This window comes from Alteribacillus persepolensis, from assembly GCF_900099605.1.
In the GTDB taxonomy this organism is placed as follows: Bacteria; Bacillota; Bacilli; order Bacillales; family Marinococcaceae; genus Alteribacillus; species Alteribacillus persepolensis.
Map to the genome: position 1 here is coordinate 34,440 of NZ_FNDK01000017.1, position 18,126 is coordinate 52,565.

Consider the following 18,126-nt stretch of genomic DNA (forward strand, 5'->3'; position numbering starts at 1 on the left):
TAGAAAACACATGGTTTTATGGTTATTTTTTACTTTTTGTTGTTTAAACTAATCAGCCATTCGATTTCTCTGCTCCCTGTGAATAATACTGGTTAAACTGTGTGTACCTTCAGCATCATGTCCTATCTCCCACAGCATCATTCCACCAAACCCGCTGTCAAGCGCAAGATTTGTTTTCTTCCTTACTGTTTCTTTTCCATTATAATGGTAGGTTGTCCCATTCACTCTTATGCTGTCTCGCTCAGCATATGCAGATCCATTCTCAATGACAGCATTATATGATATTTGCTGATCGTTTTCATTTTCTGGCTGAGCATAGGAAGGCACTCCTAATACCAGCTTGCTTTTTGATATTCCATGTTTATCAAACAAGCTGGACCAGTAGTTTACAACATTTTCAGCAAATGGATATGGTGATAAATTTTCAGCGTTATATCCGCTGTCCCATTGGCCGTCATAGGCCATTATATTAACATAATCCACATGCTGAAACATGGATGAGTCATACACCACCTCTTTCACTTCATCTCCTGTTTCACTATGAACCTTGGCATGTACAGCAATCGATAACTCTTTGTCATTTGATTGAAGCTGTTCTCCGAGGGCCTGCGTAAAGGCAGCTAAATAATGTGCATCCTCTTTTGAACGGGGATGTTCAAAATCAATATCCACTCCATCTAAATTTTCTTTTTCTATAGTAGTAATAATCTCCTCTATCAGCTTCAAACGAGAATCTGGGTTTTTAATAGCAGTTTTAAAATATTCATAAGAAGACCCGCCTTTTACATGAATGGCACCACCTACAGCAAGCAGTACCTTCGTATCTTCCTGCTTAGCATGTTGCACCGTTTTTCGAAGATGTACCATCATCTCATCATTTATCGTAAGACTTCCATCTTTTTCAGGATGAGCAAATGAAAAAACAACATGTGATAAGCTGGAGTAATCAATCGAATCCGGGTCTCTAAAATCTTGCACATATCCCATTAAAACTGGTTCATCATCCAATTTTGATGTGTGATCTTCCGGCAACGTTTGACCTTGTTCTGTACGGTTGCTTGATACAGTGTACATGAAAAAGATCCCTCCTAAAACAGTGAATACGGCAGTTATCGTTAGAAAAAAGTAGAGCTTTTTCAATATCAACTTTCCTTTCTAACATGGAGCTTCTTTATAAAGAATAGCAAAGTTATGAATCTGCTACAATTGAACGTTAGGCTTGAAAAGGAATGGACAGCCATATTTTCGCAGCTTCAAAAGTCCAGGTATTCGTATGCTTGTTTTCCCAGGAAATAATCCGCAGTCACCCATACAATATAACTTCGCCTGCGCTGCTTCCATTTAACATCCGTGTAGTCTGTTTGAAGCGAAACTTTTTCGACTCATAACGACAAAAACCCGAACAAGACCTTTTTCCTGTGGTCTTATTCGGGAATAATGGATATTACACATGTAGTGCAGGAGGTTTTACGTCATTTGGAATCCCAGGTACATAGGACTGACCTTTCGTACTGATTTGAAACTCTTTTTTTGCCTCAGCTACAATGTCTTCATTTTGCAGTAAATCGTATGCAGATAACGCCATCGTTCTCGCCGCCAGGTGCATACCTTTAAATCCAATAGTAGATCCAAATGACGCAGTTGCCTGCCAAGAGTGGAGCTGAACTCCTGCCGGAGCACAAGTTGTAAATACAGAACCTGTTGGTGTAATCCACGAGACATCTCCTACATCCGTCGAAGCTGGAAACGACTGCCCTTTTTCCGATTTATCATTGATGCATTCTACAGACAGTACATTTTCTTTCTCAGCTTCTCGCTCTGAACGAATGGATTGTACTAACGCCTGAGCAAAACGTTGTTCTTCATCGGAAAAATTCATGTGATTCCATTCTTTCATATTCTGAAACATAACGTCATTTAACGCAGCATTTGGCAGTGTTTCATAGGAAGAAGCTAGAATGTCTGAAGAAACTTCGGTTTCTGTCATTAGTGCTGCTCCTTGAGCTATTTTTTTTAATCGCTCAAGCATATGATCTACTTCTTTTTTGTTCGCTGCTCGTAAAAAATACCACACACTGGCCTTTTCCGGAACAATGTTTGGCGCATCTCCTCCATTAGTAATCGTATAATGAATGCGAGACCCATCCAACACGTGTTCTCGTAAATAATTTGCCCCGGTATTCATCAGCTCTGCCGCATCCAGCGCACTTCTGCCGGCATGAGGCGCTGCCGCTGCGTGTGCTGGTATCCCTTGAAAGTGAAACTTGACCGATACTAGAGCTTGCAAACTTTTATTCATTGCTTCGTTCGACGTTCCCGGATGCCACGTTAAAGCACAATCAAGATCATCAAACACTCCGGCTCTTGCCATAAACGTTTTTCCTGAAAGGACTTCTTCTGCCGGACAACCATAATAACGAATCGTTCCTTCGAGATTTTCTTTTTCCATGACCTCTTTTAATGCCAAGACAGCTTCTACCCCGGCAGTCCCCAATAAGTTGTGGCCGCACCCATGCCCGAAACCATCGGGAGTAACTTCTTCTTTTACAGGACTTACTTTTTGCGAGAGTCCTTGCAGTGCATCATACTCACCCAGTATGCCAATAATCGGTGTGCCTTTTCCATATTCAGCAATAAATGCCGTGTCCATGCCATCTATCGCGGATATTTGAAATCCTCTTTCCTTGAGTGTGGTACTCTGCAAATGACAGGCAAACGTTTCTTCATAAGCAATTTGCGGGTGCTCCCATATCTTTTGAGCCATATCGGAAAATTCCGTTTCGCTGCGATTCAAACATTCTATTATCTTTTGTTTATGCATCAATTGATTCCTCCAAGCAAGCAAAAAAAATGTTTTCAAAGATGTTTTGAACTTATTTATTTTGTTTCTTGATTCTATCGAGAGCCATACAGACAATGACAGTGCCAAGTATACATAAGAATGTCTGCAGAGCGCGCGGCACCGGCCCAAGATTTACAAACAAACCAAAAGCAATTCCAACAGCGCCCCATAAAGGCCTTTGAATAGCAAATTGTGCAATGGCTCCGCCAAATATGGCTGGAAGGACAAACCGAAAGGCATCTGTCAACGATTCCGGCAGATAGTTCAGCAGATATGAACCACCAAAAATAACAAACATAATAATAAAAATATTAACTAAAGAAGCGGTGGCCATGGCGAGTGTAGCAGTAATTTCCCCTTTTTTCGTTCCAGGTTGTGCCCCGACAACATTTTGTGCAACGGAGGCACAAGGAAGACACATATTCCCTATATTTCCAGTTAAGAAAGCTAAATACGTTCCAGATACTCCTAAGACCGGGTAATAGCTGATTGGTTCAATAACCCAGACAAACGCGATGATAGAAGCATAGGCAGCAAACCCTGATATAATGGCTGTCCAACCAGGATGCAGGTCCAGCACAAATGATAAATACATGGGCACCATTAACGTTAGTAATATAGCGGTCCATATCGTTAAACGGCCCCAAAAATGAGATTTTTCATGAAATTTCTCAAAGCTCAGCAGGGAGTTATCCGTTAATTCTTGAGAACCGGCTGTCCCTTTACTATTCACTGTTTTCTCTACACTTTCCGTCTCCATCTGTGTCCTCCTTTCTGTTTTACGATATAAAGTACCCTACGAATACTCCAATCACTACAACTAAGCCTAATGACCATTCCCTTAACCACTTCATCCCAGGTCTGTTCGCTGTCCAAAGAATAACCGGCATGATAATAAAAGCAGCAATTAAAACAATTGATTCACTGACACCTTTTACCATTTCACTGCCTCCGAGATAACTAAACGCGCCGATTAACGCTGCAGTAGATATCCCTTTTAAAGCGTTTACATTTTTGCTTTTTGCAGCTGATTTCTGTTGTGCTTTTCCCAATGATTTCGTAAACAATGCTGTAAACAACAGCCATCCCATTCCACCTAAACACATGACCCAGACGGCATTAGTAAATGCTTGCTCGTTAAACTGTGAAGATCCTAAATCAGCACCAGCTGCTTCTGACCCAAGACTTGCCCCCACTGTTTCAATAGCGGCTGATCCAATAATGCCAATACGCATCAATGTCAGAGGGTCTCCTATTAACGTCATTAAAGAAAGAACAACAAATACGATCGCCAATGAAGGACCTAGTGAGCTTATAGCTCCCGTTCGGACTACTGCTCGTACCTCTGCATGGCTTAACCCAACCGATGGACTGGTTTTTGCAGCAAGCCGTATAAATGTAATGGCTTGAAAAATGACAACTCCAGCTACTAACAGCGCAAAAATCCATAGCACTGTGCTATTAGCCAATTGCATAACACTTTCCATGTTGTCCCCCTCTTCTTACACCTCACCAGCAAACATCAAGTGAGTGTTATTTATTTTCATGTTTTATAAAATGTTATATAATTCAGACAAATCATTCAATGTGTACAGCTACAATATTATTGAAGTTTATTGTTGCATTACACAAAAGGGAGGAAGATGATGAGCCAGCAAAATCGTGTGTCTCACTATAAAAAAACAGACTATCAAAAAACACAGCACGACCTAACAAATTTAATGGAAAGTTTCCGTGTCATCAGTTCGACGTTAAACCTTGAAGAAGTTCTTAAAAAAATCATGCGTTACGCGTTAAGTATATTTAAAACAGCCAATGCAGGATATATTCAGCTGTATGATGAAAAATCACATCAATTAGTTGTAAAAGCTTATACAGGGTTTAACGAGCATATTAAACACTTTCGGGTAAACGCAGGCGAATCTATTACCGGTAAAGTGTTCAGAGATGGAGCTGTCAAACTTCTTTATACAGAGAAAGAAATCAACGCCAATATGCTTGACTTGAGTGAAGAAAATGCATTTTTTATTGAAAAAGCCCAATGTTTAAATCAGACTATTAAATCGCTAATGTCTGTTCCTGTTTCCTTTGGCTCCAAAAGAATTGGTGTGATGACGCTGCACTGTTTCGATAACGAAAAAGGACACAGCAAAACCGACCTTCTGCTTCTGCAAAGCTTTACAAGCCAAGCTGCGATTGCTATACATAACGCACAGATGCATGCTGAAGTCCAAACAAACCTAGAAGAAATCACCAGCCTTTCTGAAAAATTAAAAGAAGTCAACTCATTGTTGGCCAAACGAACAGAGACACATAATCTGCTCACGCGTTTATCGATCCAAAACAAAGGCTTGGATGTCATTCTTTCAAAAATGAACCACCTTATGGAAAAGAACATCTATTATGCAGATTACCTGGAAGGGAAGCTGTCTTCACCGATGCAAGATCCAGTCATAGAATACTTGGATGACCTCTTTCTTCTGTTTCAACATAGAACCAACCCGGCGTATGTTTGGATTAACAAGGAACACCGCGGCGAATACTACGTGTATCCTCTGCATTCCGGCTCAACCTTTTTAGGTTGTCTGATAACAGAAGAAAACAGCACACTTTCAGAACTCGATCACATTGTTCTTGAACAAGGGGCTCCTATTCTATCTCTTGAAATCATGAAAAAACGCTCACAGACAGAAATTAGATATAAAAAAACATATGAACAGTATCAACAATTTTTAAAAACAAAGAATCATAAACAAGCGGAACTGCTTGCTCGAGATTTAGGTATTTACCATTACCCTTTTCTTCAAACCGCTATCATTGAACTCGAAGGAGATGTGAACGCGCATTCTCTTGAAAATGATGCACTGCTTTTGCTCGCACACTTAAAAAAAAGAGTGGCTGCGCATAACACCTTATTGTTCAGCTACAACAATAAGATTACGTTTTTCGCATCAAGTCCTGCTTCTGTTGATGAAAAACATATAAGCGACATGATACAAGCAAGTATTACCTGGTGGAATGAACGTTATCCTGCAACAGCCAGAGCCGGCATCAGTTCAGGACACTATCGGCCCGGGCAGGCACAGGAAAATCAGGACAAAGCCGAACAAGCCCTGCTGCATTTGAAAAAGCAAATGAAAAAGGGGTGTCTGCATTATCGGGATATTGGAATCAGCCGTTTATTCATCCACCATTCCACAGAAGAAATCGATACCTTCCTTCAAGAAGTTTTTGGCACGTTATGGCTGGATAAAGAGAAAAATAACGACCTGCTTTATACGCTCATGGCTTATGTGAAAAATAATCGTTCCATGAGTACAACAGCTAAAGAGCTTCATATTCACACCAATACGCTTTACCATCGTATAAAAAAAGCAGAGAACCTGCTTCATATGAACTTTGATCATTATGAAGATTATTTAAGCATTCAATTAGCAGTCTATCTCTTTCAAACATTCCAGCAATGAATCGAAACGACTGTCCAGCTGTCAGCGGAAAAAGTCAGCCGAAACTAGAATGAGTTCAGCTGACTTTTTCATATATTTCCTAAACATGTTCATCATCACATGTCTCTGGGCTTGTTGTTTACCCGGCATGACGATTTCTGGCCAAATAAACGCTCTTTTACTTGCTTGCCTGTATCTGTTGCTGCCAGCCCCCCAAGCGCTGTTTCTCTAAGAGCAGACGGCATATCTTTGCCAATATTATACATGGCTTGAATCACTTCATCGCAAGGAATACGGCTTTCAATGCCGGCAAGTGCCAAGTCAGCCGATGAGAAAGCAATAGACGTTCCGATTACATTTCTTTTAATGCAAGGCACTTCAACAAGTCCGGCTACCGGGTCACAAACGAGGCCAAGTAATGATTTCATGGCAATGGCCGCTGCATGTACTGCCTGTTCAGGAGTGCCGCCTTTTAATTCGACAATGGTCCCAGCTGCTATCGCTGTGGCTGACCCAATTTCGGCCTGACATCCGCCAGCAGCACCTGAAACAAACGCACGGTTCGCAATGACATATCCAAGTGCACTGGCTGTAAATAATCCCATCACTAAGTCTTTATAGGAAGTACCTGCATGTCGCTGGAGGGAAAACAATACTCCCGGCAGCACACCAGCTGCTCCAGCAGTAGGAGTAGCTACAATAACTCCCATTTGTGCATTGCTTTCCGATGTGGCAAGAGCAAAGGTCATTGCATCACTAATGTAGTCTCCTGATAACGGCTGCTGGTGTTTTAGATAATTATTCATTTTCCGCGTATCGCCGCCTGAAATACCACTCGATGCCAAATCAGTGCTCGTTTGTCCGCGGCGTATTGTTTCTTCCATTTGTTTCAGTCGTTTTTCCATCAATTGAACGATAGTGTCTTTGTCTTTTGCTGAGTTTTCCTCTTCCATCTTCAGCATCACTTCACCGATGTTCTTCTTTTCTTTTGTACACACCTCTATCAGTTCGTTCATGGAACTCAGCTCCATCATACACCACCTTCCATTGCTCTTTCTTCATCACGGCAATACTGTGCAGCAACTTTAGAGATGTCATCACTTGTACGCAAGTAAATATCCACCATTTCTCCATTGAGCATGAAAATCTTCGATAATCCACCTCCCAGCGACACACCGCCAGCTGTGACAACATGCTTTTTGCGCCTAGCGCGGACAACAACTGTATTTGGATGATCATAATAAGGACAACTCTCTTCAAACTGGAGTGTATAATGGACTCCTTCTTGTTCTGCTATTTCGATTGCCTGTTTCACCTGCAAGTCTGCCATATCCATTCCTAACAACCCGCCTAATAGAGCTTTTTCTGTTCCATGTCCTTGGTACGTTTCAGCAAAAGAATGATAGAAAATAATATCCGCTCGTTCAGGGGACCCTCTAAGCCATTCATAGATAAACGTACCAATCGAGACGACACCTGCTGTATGAGAACTTGAGGGACCAACCATAACTGGGCCGATAATATCAAAACAACTTCGAAACTCCATAAGAGGCTGCTCCTTTCTTACGCATAAATAGATGGTTGAAACAACGGATACTTTTCACAAATTGTCTTGACCGCTTTTTTCGCATGTTCAAGAACCATTCTGTCTCCCTTGCTTTTTAGAACATCAGCAATAATTTGAGCAATATCAATCATGTCCGCTTCTTTCATTCCACGCGTTGTCAGTGCTGGTGTTCCCATTCGAATGCCGCTTGTAACAAATGGACTTTGAGGATCATAAGGAATCGTATTTTTATTTGCCGTAATGCCTGCCTGTTCCAGCAATTGTTCTGCTTCTTTGCCGGTTAAATCCCACGGGCGTACATCCATCAGCACTAAGTGATTGTCAGTACCGCCAGATACAAGGGCAGCTCCCTTTCTTTGCAGTTCCATTCCAAGTGTTTTGGCGTTTTCGACAGTCTGTTTGGTGTATTCTTTAAAGCTTGGCTGTAATGCTTCTTGAAAAGCAACGGCTTTGGCTGCAATAATATGCATATGCGGCCCGCCTTGAATGCCGGGAAAAACAGCTTTGTTGATTCGCTTACTTATTTCCTCGTCGTTTGTTAAAATAATACCGCCGCGAGGGCCTCGTAATGTTTTGTGCGTTGTGCTGGTTACTACATCGGCATGCGGAAACGGAGAGGGATGCTCTCCCGCTGCAACAAGGCCAGCAATATGTGCCATGTCTACCATCAGCTTTGCTCCTGCTTTATCAGCAATGTCTTTAAACCTTGCAAAATCAATGACTCTCGGATACGCACTGATTCCAGCAATAATCAATTTAGGTTTCTCTTCTAGCGCCAGCCTTTCAAGCTCGTCATAATCAATGAGATGATTATCTTTTCTCACCTTGTACGACACTACATCAAACCATTTACCTGATATACTTACCGGACTCCCATGCGTTAAGTGTCCACCATGAGAAAGATCCATCCCCATTATTTTGTCTCCAGGCTCTAATAAAGAGTAAAACACGGCAAGATTGGCTTGTGCTCCGGAATGAGGCTGTACATTTCCATACGCTGCACCAAACAGTTTTGTCAGTCGGTGTAATGCTTCTTGTTCTATCACATCAACAAATTCACATCCGCCATAGTAGCGTTTCCCTGGATATCCCTCTGCGTATTTATTTGTTGCCTCGCTTCCCATTGCTGCCAAAACGTCCGAACTGACGAAATTTTCTGACGCTATCAGTTCTAATGTGTAACGCTGACGATTTTTTTCGTTCTCCAGCGCTTCAAACACAATAGGATCATTGTGTTTTATACTCATAGAAATCCCTCCTTCATATAACTAAAACAACCTTTGCAACAGTGTTTGAAGGGTTGTAAGAACACCTCGAAATATAGACTGCCAGCCTGTGTGCACCGCTAACATATATGCGAAGACAAACACAAGCTTCCTGAAAAAACCGTGTGTACGTGAGCGGCTGAGTACTTGGACTGGAGATAAAAGCACAGCATTTTGTTACTTTCCATCCTGCTGAAAAAAAGACAGAGAAGGATAGCACATGCTTGATCCTCCTCTGTCCTTGTACCTGAGAGTTTCACTCTATCTATAAAAAGAGTCGTCCCCTTTGGTGGCGTGTTTGTTCATCACGCGCTCTCCAGAGATGCGTCCTATTGCAGTCCTTTTACCTGAGAGATTATTCCCTTGCCGCAGAGAATTGCTCCTTCGGTGCTAAACGATACGTTTAGTCTCTCCCACAATAATCATCCGCACAATATTTTATTGTCATTTCCAAATACTCCCCTGTTATCAAATCTACATATCGAAAGAGCAGCTGCTCGAGAAATCCTGCCCCTCGATAATCAATCCTTCTTCTGTGTAATCAATGTGTGTGTCGCTGTCCAAATAACGTTCCGTGAAAGAATCGATGTGTATGCTGATTCCATCGCATTCTAGTACTTTATCCATTCGCCTTGGTTCATCTTGTTTTAACGTACACGACATTGATATTCCACATCCCCCTGCCATGTCTGCATCGATTCGCAATACGTGACCTTCAGCCAACGTCAAATCACGAAGCTTCTCTCGTGCAGTCTCGCTGAACGTAATCGCCACGTTTTCACCTCTTTCACTAGTTCATCCCTTAAATTCCACCCGTAAAACGATTAGCTCTCTTGCGTTTTATCGGACATATAACGAAGAACGGGTTTTCTTGCAGCTTGCACTTCATCGAGCCGGCCGACAACGGTCGTATGCGGCGCTTCTAATACTTTTTCCGGCTCTTCCTCTACTTCTCTTGCAATTTCCCCTAGTACATGGGCGAACGCATCGATGGTCTCTTTTGATTCCGTTTCTGTCGGCTCCACCATCATGCATTCTTCTACATTTAATGGAAAATAAATCGTTGGCGGATGATAACCGAAATCAAGCAGGCGTTTTGCTATATCAAGCGTACGTACACCAAGTTTTTTCTGTCTAGCTCCAGAGATCACAAATTCATGTTTGCATACCTGCTGATACGGAACATCAAAATAAGGTTCTAATTTCTTTAACAAATAGTTTGCGTGTAACACAGCACTTTCTGACACTTCACTTAACCCTTCCGCTCCCATCGTGCGAATGTAGGTATACGCGCGGACAAACATACCAAAGTTGCCATAATATCCTTTGACACGGCCAATCGATTGTGGATACTCACTGTTGAAAACGTATGTCTCTCCTTGTTTTTCAATACGAGGAACTGGCAAATATGGAATCAGCTTCTCTTTTACACCAACTGGACCAGCTCCCGGTCCGCCTCCCCCGTGCGGCGTGGTGAATGTTTTATGCAGATTCAAGTGCACAATGTCAAATCCCATTTTCCCCGGAGTTGTTTTTCCCAATATCGCATTCGCGTTGGCACCATCGTAATACAATAAACCTCCCGCTTCATGAATGATAGAGGCAATTTCTACGATATCTTTTTCAAATAACCCGAGCGTATTTGGATTAGTCAACATGAGAGCAGCGGTATCATCATCGACATATTTTTTTAATTCTTCGACGTACACTAACCCTTCTTCATTGGATGGAATCGTCACCGTCTCAAAACCAGCAACCGTAGCACTGGCAGGGTTGGTTCCATGAGCGGAATCAGGAATAAGGACTTTCTTTCGGCTCTCTCCCTTTTGTTCGTGGTAGGCTTTCACCATCATTAATCCGGTCCACTCCCCTTGCGCCCCGGCTGATGGCTGCAGCGTCACTTCATCCATACCTGTTATTTCTGCTAAATCTTCTTGTAATTCATGCATTAACTGAAGCGATCCTTGTACCGTTTCTTCTGGCTGATATGGGTGAACAAACTGAAACCCGTCTAAATTCGCCATGTCTTCATTGATTTTCGGATTATATTTCATCGTGCATGAACCAAGCGGATAAAAGCCGTTGTCTATCCCGTGGTTTTTGCGAGACAGCGCGGTGTAATGACGAACTACTTGCAATTCATCCACTTCCGGCAGCTCTGCTGGCTGATCACGAAGCAGATGACCAGCAAATTTCTTCTGCACATCAACGGCATCTACATCACTGTCAGGCAGGCTGGCACCAGTACGTCCAGGCTGGCTTCTTTCAAAAATTAAATCATGATATTCCGTCGTCATTACAACATCGCCTCCAATACATCTACAAATTCATCGATTTCTGCTTTCGTTCGTTTTTCTGTGGCTGCAATCAACAAACGATTGTTCCATCCGTAGTCTTTTTCTAAGTGATAGCCTCCAATGATGCCATGCTCGAGCAGTTTCCTGTTCACTTGATCTGCCGTTCCTGGTACTTCAAGCACAAACTCATTAAAGAAAGGAGATTTGTTTACCACCTTACATCCCTTTGCTTGGAGCTGTTTTGCCATGTAGTCTGCTTTTTCGATATTTAATTGTGCCATATCGCGTATGCCCTGTTTCCCTAAAGATGAAAGGCTGACAGACGCTGCGAGTGCGTTTAATGCTTGATTGGAACAAATATTTGATGTCGCTTTATCCCGGCGGATATGCTGCTCACGTGCTTGCAGCGTCAAAACAAATCCCCGGTTGCCATAATCATCTGTCGTTTGGCCGACAATCCGCCCTGGCACTTTACGCATAAACTTTTTACGCACCGCAAAATACCCGCAGTGCGGTCCTCCATATGCCATCGGGATACCAAATGGCTGCATATCGCCAACAACGATATCTGCCCCAAGGTTACCCGGAGCCTCTAATAACGCAAGCGCCAGCGGATTTGCACTAACAATAAGCAGAGCACCTGCTTCTTCAGCAATTTTATTTATTTCTTGTATATCTTCGACAGAGCCAAAAAAGTTCGGGTATTGGACAATGACAGCAGCCGTATCATCATCTATTTGTTTTTTTAATTGACTGATATCTGTGATGTCTCCATCAAGCGGTGCTTCTTCCACGGTGTAGCCTTGCCCTTTGGCAATCGTGTTTAATATGGATCGTGATTCTGGATGTACGGATTGAGAAACAAGAACGCTGGATCGTTTTTTCGAAACATTTACGGCTAGAGAAGCTGCTTCAGCAAGTGCCGTAAAACCGTCATACATCGATGAATTGCTCACGTCCATTCCTGTCAGCTCGCAAACCATTGTTTGAAATTCAAAAATGCCTTGCAGCTCTCCTTGACTGATCTCCGGCTGGTAAGGAGTATAAGCGGTGTAGAATTCCGAACGCGATGTCATATGATGAACAACGGACGGAATGTAATGATCATACGTTCCTGCCCCGAGAAAGACAGAATAATCATTTGCATGCTTGTTTTTTGAAGCGAGTTTTTTCATTGTTTTTGTTAAAGATAGTTCATCCATCGCTTCTGGAATATTTAATGGCTCCTTCAGCCGTATCTCAGAAGGAATATCATGAAATAAATCATCAATTGAGGACAGATGCAGCGCCTGCAGCATATCATCTTGATCCTGCTTTGTATCAGGCAGATAACGGTATGTGTTAGACATATGATTGGACACCTCTTCTAGATATTTTTAATATTCTGCTGGATTGGTTAGGATTTACGTTTATAAAACGGCTTTTTCACAACGACTGTTTCTACGAACTTTTTTCGCACTTTTACCTTCAACACCGTTCCTGGTTTCGCGTAGTCCGCCTCAATGAGTGCCAGCCCAATTCCTTTTTTGAAGGTTGGGGAATGCGTACCAGATGTGATGTACCCAATTTCTTTCTCATCTTCGGAGAACACTTGATACCCTTGTCTTGGAATTCCTTTCCCAGTTACTTCAATGCCAGCCAGTTTCTTGGCTGCTCCTTGGTCCTTTTGTTGGGTTAAGCTGTCTTTTCCAATAAAATCATTGTCTTTATTGGTTTTGACAACAAAACCAATTCCTGCTTCGACTGGGCTGATATCTGGGGAAAGGTCTTGACCATACAATAACAGACAAGCCTCTAAACGAAGCGTATCACGTGCGCCAAGTCCGCACGGCACAAGCCCTTTGCCTTCTCCTGCTTGCAAGATTTTCTCCCATAAATCTGCAGCTTTATCTGCTTTCACGTACAGTTCAAATCCATCTTCTCCGGTATAACCTGTTCGGGATACAAGCACATGGCCGATATCGCTGATTGCTGCTTGTGGTAAAAAGTGAAAAAATCGAATGCTTGATAAATCAGTATCTGTGAGGGCTTGCAAAATGGATTCAGCGTTTGGTCCCTGAATAGCAATAAGTGCTGTCTCATCTGACACATTTTCAATGTCCACTTCGCCTTTTGCATTCTTTTTTATCCAGTCCACATCTTTTTCTATATTAGCCGCATTCAGTACAAGCAAATATGCTTCTTCTTCGAGCCTGTAAATTACTAAATCATCTACGGTGCCGCCATCTGGATAACACATCGCGGTATATTGCGCTTGATGGACACGTAATGACGATATATCATTTGTAACGAGATAATTCAGATATTGCGTAGCATCTCTGCCTTTTACAATCACCTCTCCCATGTGAGAAACATCAAACAGACCAGCTTGCTGACGTACCGCGTTGTGCTCCTCCATAATTCCTGAAAACTGTACCGGCATTTCCCAGCCGCCAAAATCAATCACTTTCGCTCCGTATTTTTCATAGACAGGAAATAACGGTGTGCGCTGTAAATTCGTCTTCGTACCCAAACTAAATCCCCTCCGTTATGCATGTGTTATGTATGTATTCTTTCGTTCATCAAAACAACGCTCCACGCTGCTTCGATATAGCGTCCATTTTTTCGGATGGACGAATGTCCTCCCCTTCCATACTTTCGAACCTGTTGCGTTGTCTAGAGAAAGCGCGGTGAACGCCAATGTCCTTTACATGCAGACTGCGGTCCCGCTTTGTACGTACACGGATTTTCGCTGCACTCTTTCTTGTACAGCGTTATACCTGCCTAAAAATATAAAAAGGACAGAGCAAGGGAAGGAATATCCCTTTCTCTGTCCTTTTACCTGAGAGTTTAGCTTGCTTACAAGCGTTCCCCTTGGGTGCCGTTTCAAACAACGGTCTCTCCAGAGATGCGTCCAATTATGGTACAGAAACCTGAGAGATTAGCTCCAAGGGTCATTTTTGGAACTTGCTCCTTCGGTGGCAGTCGTCCTGCGCTCTCCCATAATTATCATCCGCATAGTATTGATGTTTAAATTTAGAATAATAGCAAAACAAGTACATTGTCAATTCCTTTTTTCACCTGCTGACAACAAGCAGCTTTACTGCAGCATATGCAGCTGCAGGCTTAAACGTGCAAGTGGATACAAATACTTTTTTATTTAGGAAAAGAAGAATTTACATATCTTCTTCCAAAAATAAAAGCCGCCGCTTCTGATGCAAAGCGGCGACTGAAGATAGTTATTTGTTAACACCAAACCCAGCCAAGTCTTCATAAAAGAACGTCTCTTACAGGAACAACTTTTCATTAATAGGAATGTTGTTTTCTTCACAATAACTCATGTAATGATCAATAAACCAAAACACATCTACCGTAAACAAAATACGGTCATCTTCGTCGAGAAACTCTTCGGAACCATTTAAGTGGAACAATGCTTTCATTCCGTTATCAGACATGAGCGTGTGTGTTCTTCCCGGACTTTCCCGAATAAAATCCCCAGGCCTTGCCACCCAGTCATATTCCTTATAATACCAGCTTCCCTCTAACGTGTATCCTGTTACCGGACCACGGTGACGATGTTTGCCAAGAGAACCGCCAGCGTCTACTCGCAGAATATTCACTGCGGAATTGCTGCGAATATCAAAAGATAAGTGACGAATAAATACTTTATCGTTGCCTGGAAATGGAACCCATGGAGATACTTCCTCTGACGAATGAAGATACCCCTCTTCCACCGCGAAAGCATCTCGTCTTACATCTAACTGTTTTTCTACTGCAATATAGTTATGAGCGGTCGTCATATTTTGCTGCCTCCTTAAATAATAAGTTAAAAGCATATGTTTAGACTTACTTACACTTTATTTGCCAGCTGCTGCTTTACAACATCAAGCGTCCAATATTTATCCGGACGTCCTGCTTCCAGCCTCTCTAATACCTCCCGGTGGATTTGAGCTACTTCTTCTGGCGTAATAATATCTTCTTCGGCTACCTCTTCGATTACGACCGTGCTTTTGTCTTCATATAAATGTTCACCTTTTAAACGAGCGGTTTCTGGATCATACGGCCACAAAAACACTTGACGGCTGGAATAATGATAAATTTTCTCTGAGTCATCCACGTCAAACCCAAGATCCAACAACCCTTGGCCCTTGATTAATTGATGGAACGTCAGCTCATCAGCAATACCCCAATCCGCTACAGCCAATAAATCATCTGAATGCCACAGAACCGATTCCGATGCCACGTTGTAAAACCCAACAACTCCATCTTTACCATCCACAACTTGTGGTTCTTTTCCCCACGTAATCCGGTATGTCGGATCATCAACGGTCATATCCGGGGAAACAATTTCTTCAAACTCACCTGCACCTTCTAAATGAATATGGCGGCGGAAATTTTCTAAAATAGCAATATGAAGAGGATTCGTTGTCTTCTCTAACAAGTCAGCGATTGGCTGTGTGCATGTTGCAATTTGTTCTCTAAATTTACTCAATAGAAACTCCTCCTTTTTCGCATAGATACTTGACTCTTTTTGATAACGCTTACAAAAGTGTCTTATTTAGATGGGTTGACTTTATATTACTTCCTTTTTGTTGTTGTAAATAGTAAAATTATTGTTAAAATTCTATCTATTTTTAATAAATGTTTCAAAACTAAAGAAGGTGGTGATAAGCCTTGGAACAAGTATTTCAACCAGAAGAAATCAAACAATACTTACCAGAGTCAGGACAAATCTTAAGTACGTTACGAAACCATCTGCTCTCTGTTCTGGGCGTGAACCGTGCTAGAGGCTTTTTACTTCGCTATGGATGGAGCTGCGGCGAAAACTTTGCCAACCACATAAAACATAAGGATGCCTATGATTCGCTGTCCTTGGAGGATTTGTTTCGTGTAGGCGCACACGTTCACGGCAGCACTGCAGATTTAGACATTTCTGTCACCGATTTGCACATTGACCCCGTTACAAAAGACTATTATTCTGAAGGTTTTTGGAAATATTCACAAGAAGCGGAGCAGCATATTCACCATTTTGGCCTATCAGACGAAGCTGTTTGCTTTACTCTAACAGGATATGCGGGTGGGTATGTCAGCTGCATTCTCGGCAGGGAAGTTATTTTCAAAGAAATCGAATGCCGAGGTAAAGGAGACCCCCATTGCCATTGGGTAGCTAAACCGATAGAAGATTGGGGAGAGGATATCAAAGAAGAGCTGGCCTATTATAAGGAAGAACATATTGGAAAAGAATTGGATAACGCTGTAAAACGCATCGAGGAACAAAAAACCGTATTTAAACAAACGTTACAGATCAGCGAAAGGTTATCCAACGCTGTCTTGCACGGCAGCAACTTACAAGAGCTTATCACACTAACAGAAAAGGAAATCAACCGTCCTGTCGTTCTTGAAGATATTTACAGCCTCCATTTTGCAGCCAGTCCTTCCGTACAACCGCATCACATAAGCTCATCATTTATAAAAAATGAATGGAAACACATGGTCGATTCTGCCGCTTATCAAAAAAAGACGATGGTCTTAGACATACCAAACGATCAGCACCAAGAAAATAAACGGTTAATTTCCCCCATTTTTGTGAGAAATAAGCTATTTGGCTTTCTATCATTTATAGAGCAGTCAAAGGATTTTTCCGAATTAGATTATTTAACGATTGAAAGAGCTTCTTCGATATGCGGCATTCAAATACTAAACGAAACAACGGCATTTGAACACGAACAGCGTGTAAAAGAAGAACTCTTAAATGGAGTTCTCGAAGGGGAATTCAATAATAAAGATATTATCTATCGTCTGTCGCTTATGGGATACAACATTGAACAGCCTCAATATGTCTTTGTTTTTCAACTAAATAATAACCAGCATCATACACGACGATTAGATGAATCATTTATCGATGTAAAAACAGCGTGTGTGGAAAAGATTTATAAATTGATAGAAGAAAAAAACACTGCTTGTGTGATTATGACCAAATTGCAGCAAATCATTGCTGTTATACCCAAAGCCTTCACACAGCACTTTGTTTCAGAAGTGAACTGCGGAACATGGTTAATAAACGAAACCTTTGCTGATAAAAACGATATCGATGTCAAACTTGGCATCAGCACATTATGCAGTCGAACCCACCATTTAAAAAAAGGGGTCAATGAAGCGGAAAAAGTGCTAAACATTCTAGCAGTAAGTAAAAACCAAGGCAGCGTGAAGTCTTATCACGAACTAGGTGCGCTTGGAAAATTCATTGGATTCGATAACTTTCCTGAACTAGAGCAATTTGCTTGGGAGCTACTGGGCGACATCATTTCCTATGATAAGAAATACAATGCTGATTTGGCTGCAACTCTGTACCATTACGTGCAGAGTAACGGCCATTTAAAAAATACGGCACAAACGATGCAAATGTCGCTTGGTGCCACCCGTTATCGTTTAAACCGTCTGCAAGATATCGGCGGGGTTGACCTATCCACCAGTGACGGTTTCTTTGATGTCCATGTAGCGATTCAAGTATTGCTTCTTGCCGGAGACTTACAGATAAAGTAAATGCAGCTGGAATATATCCGCTTTCCACAGGCGGCTATTCAGCCCTTCCGCAAGCAAAAACCGCTCATTGCAGGAGGGGCTTCACCCTGCCGCTTTTCCCGAAGAAGCCCCGCATATTCCAGCTGCTAGATAACCTCCCATACGTTAAACGACCTTGAGGCAGCCCTTAGAATCCAACTCCCATTCA

15 protein-coding genes and 4 riboswitches are annotated in these 18,126 nt (G+C 42.1%); of the genes, 2 read left to right on the forward strand and 13 right to left on the reverse strand.

Annotated elements, in window-relative coordinates; translation table 11 throughout:
• Positions 1 to 48: 48 nt before the first annotated feature.
• From BLT18_RS12695 to BLT18_RS12710, 4 genes are all read right to left on the reverse strand, one after another.
• The gene (locus tag BLT18_RS12695) at positions 49 to 1,074 is read right to left on the reverse strand and encodes a glycoside hydrolase family 18 protein (protein ID WP_091274691.1); all 1,026 of its coding nucleotides are present in this window, start codon (positions 1,072 to 1,074) and stop codon (positions 49 to 51) included.
• A gap of 370 nt (positions 1,075 to 1,444) precedes the next feature.
• Positions 1,445 to 2,821: an amidohydrolase gene (locus tag BLT18_RS12700; protein ID WP_091274695.1), complete on the reverse strand. Its 1,377-nt coding sequence runs from the start codon at positions 2,819 to 2,821 to the stop codon at positions 1,445 to 1,447.
• Between the two features lie 52 nt (positions 2,822 to 2,873).
• On the reverse strand, positions 2,874 to 3,602 hold the full coding sequence (locus BLT18_RS12705; protein ID WP_245705266.1) for a small-conductance mechanosensitive channel: 729 nt from the start codon (positions 3,600 to 3,602) through the stop codon (positions 2,874 to 2,876).
• A 19-nt stretch (positions 3,603 to 3,621) separates the two neighbouring features.
• Positions 3,622 to 4,329, reverse strand: coding sequence for a DUF5058 family protein (locus BLT18_RS12710; protein ID WP_091274698.1), 708 nt, complete (start codon positions 4,327 to 4,329; stop codon positions 3,622 to 3,624).
• Positions 4,330 to 4,488: 159 nt separating this feature from the next.
• On the opposite strand from BLT18_RS12710, the gene BLT18_RS12715 reads away from it, so the two are divergent.
• Complete coding sequence (locus BLT18_RS12715) at positions 4,489 to 6,309, forward strand: helix-turn-helix domain-containing protein (protein ID WP_245705267.1); 1,821 nt, start codon at positions 4,489 to 4,491, stop codon at positions 6,307 to 6,309.
• 95 nt (positions 6,310 to 6,404) lie between these two features.
• On the opposite strand, the gene sdaAA is transcribed toward BLT18_RS12715, so the two are convergent.
• The 9 genes from sdaAA to BLT18_RS12760 form a co-directional block, all read right to left on the reverse strand.
• Positions 6,405 to 7,319: an L-serine ammonia-lyase, iron-sulfur-dependent, subunit alpha gene (gene sdaAA, locus BLT18_RS12720; protein ID WP_091274704.1), complete on the reverse strand. Its 915-nt coding sequence runs from the start codon at positions 7,317 to 7,319 to the stop codon at positions 6,405 to 6,407.
• Complete coding sequence (locus BLT18_RS12725; protein WP_091274707.1) at positions 7,319 to 7,834, reverse strand: serine dehydratase beta chain; 516 nt, start codon at positions 7,832 to 7,834, stop codon at positions 7,319 to 7,321. The genes sdaAA and BLT18_RS12725 overlap by 1 nt, the downstream gene beginning before the upstream one ends.
• A gap of 17 nt (positions 7,835 to 7,851) precedes the next feature.
• Positions 7,852 to 9,102, reverse strand: coding sequence for a serine hydroxymethyltransferase (gene glyA, locus BLT18_RS12730; protein ID WP_091274710.1), 1,251 nt, complete (start codon positions 9,100 to 9,102; stop codon positions 7,852 to 7,854).
• Positions 9,103 to 9,348: 246 nt separating this feature from the next.
• Positions 9,349 to 9,445, reverse strand: a riboswitch (glycine riboswitch).
• Positions 9,446 to 9,546, reverse strand: a riboswitch (glycine riboswitch).
• Between the two features lie 48 nt (positions 9,547 to 9,594).
• Entirely contained in the window at positions 9,595 to 9,894 is a 300-nt protein-coding gene (locus tag BLT18_RS12735; protein WP_091274713.1) for an iron-sulfur cluster biosynthesis family protein, read from the reverse strand.
• 50 nt (positions 9,895 to 9,944) lie between these two features.
• A complete protein-coding gene (gcvPB, locus tag BLT18_RS12740; RefSeq protein WP_091274716.1) occupies positions 9,945 to 11,417 on the reverse strand; it encodes an aminomethyl-transferring glycine dehydrogenase subunit GcvPB in 1,473 nt (490 codons plus the stop codon).
• A complete protein-coding gene (gene gcvPA, locus BLT18_RS12745) occupies positions 11,417 to 12,766 on the reverse strand; it encodes an aminomethyl-transferring glycine dehydrogenase subunit GcvPA (protein WP_091274719.1) in 1,350 nt (449 codons plus the stop codon). Before gcvPA ends, gcvPB begins: the two co-directional genes overlap by 1 nt.
• 47 nt (positions 12,767 to 12,813) lie before the next feature.
• A complete protein-coding gene (gene gcvT / locus BLT18_RS12750; protein ID WP_091274720.1) occupies positions 12,814 to 13,929 on the reverse strand; it encodes a glycine cleavage system aminomethyltransferase GcvT in 1,116 nt (371 codons plus the stop codon).
• A 294-nt stretch (positions 13,930 to 14,223) separates the two neighbouring features.
• A riboswitch (glycine riboswitch) is annotated at positions 14,224 to 14,305 on the reverse strand.
• A gap of 2 nt (positions 14,306 to 14,307) precedes the next feature.
• A riboswitch (glycine riboswitch) is annotated at positions 14,308 to 14,409 on the reverse strand.
• Positions 14,410 to 14,683: 274 nt separating this feature from the next.
• On the reverse strand, positions 14,684 to 15,196 hold the full coding sequence (locus BLT18_RS12755; RefSeq protein WP_091274723.1) for a 2,4'-dihydroxyacetophenone dioxygenase family protein: 513 nt from the start codon (positions 15,194 to 15,196) through the stop codon (positions 14,684 to 14,686).
• Positions 15,197 to 15,246: 50 nt separating this feature from the next.
• Complete coding sequence (locus BLT18_RS12760) at positions 15,247 to 15,888, reverse strand: hypothetical protein (protein WP_091274726.1); 642 nt, start codon at positions 15,886 to 15,888, stop codon at positions 15,247 to 15,249.
• A gap of 182 nt (positions 15,889 to 16,070) precedes the next feature.
• Here BLT18_RS12760 and BLT18_RS12765 point away from each other — a divergent pair, with 182 nt between their 5' ends.
• On the forward strand, positions 16,071 to 17,939 hold the full coding sequence (locus BLT18_RS12765; RefSeq protein ID WP_091274729.1) for a helix-turn-helix domain-containing protein: 1,869 nt from the start codon (positions 16,071 to 16,073) through the stop codon (positions 17,937 to 17,939).
• Positions 17,940 to 18,126: the final 187 nt, after the last annotated feature.

Bases quoted from the DNA above. Each gene is read 5' to 3' on its own strand.
- BLT18_RS12695 (WP_091274691.1), bottom strand. From the start codon at position 1,074: ATGTACACTGTATCAAGCAACCGTACAGAACAAGGTCAAACGTTGCCG.
- BLT18_RS12700 (WP_091274695.1), bottom strand. From the start codon at position 2,821: ATGCATAAACAAAAGATAATAGAATGTTTGAATCGCAGCGAAACGGAA.
- BLT18_RS12705 (WP_245705266.1), bottom strand. From the start codon at position 3,602: ATGGAGACGGAAAGTGTAGAGAAAACAGTGAATAGTAAAGGGACAGCC.
- BLT18_RS12710 (WP_091274698.1), bottom strand. From the start codon at position 4,329: ATGGAAAGTGTTATGCAATTGGCTAATAGCACAGTGCTATGGATTTTT.
- BLT18_RS12715 (WP_245705267.1), top strand. From the start codon at position 4,489: ATGAGCCAGCAAAATCGTGTGTCTCACTATAAAAAAACAGACTATCAA.
- sdaAA (WP_091274704.1), bottom strand. From the start codon at position 7,319: ATGGAGCTGAGTTCCATGAACGAACTGATAGAGGTGTGTACAAAAGAA.
- BLT18_RS12725 (WP_091274707.1), bottom strand. From the start codon at position 7,834: ATGGAGTTTCGAAGTTGTTTTGATATTATCGGCCCAGTTATGGTTGGT.
- glyA (WP_091274710.1), bottom strand. From the start codon at position 9,102: ATGAGTATAAAACACAATGATCCTATTGTGTTTGAAGCGCTGGAGAAC.
- gcvPB (WP_091274716.1), bottom strand. From the start codon at position 11,417: ATGACGACGGAATATCATGATTTAATTTTTGAAAGAAGCCAGCCTGGA.
- gcvPA (WP_091274719.1), bottom strand. From the start codon at position 12,766: ATGTCTAACACATACCGTTATCTGCCTGATACAAAGCAGGATCAAGAT.
- BLT18_RS12755 (WP_091274723.1), bottom strand. From the start codon at position 15,196: ATGACGACCGCTCATAACTATATTGCAGTAGAAAAACAGTTAGATGTA.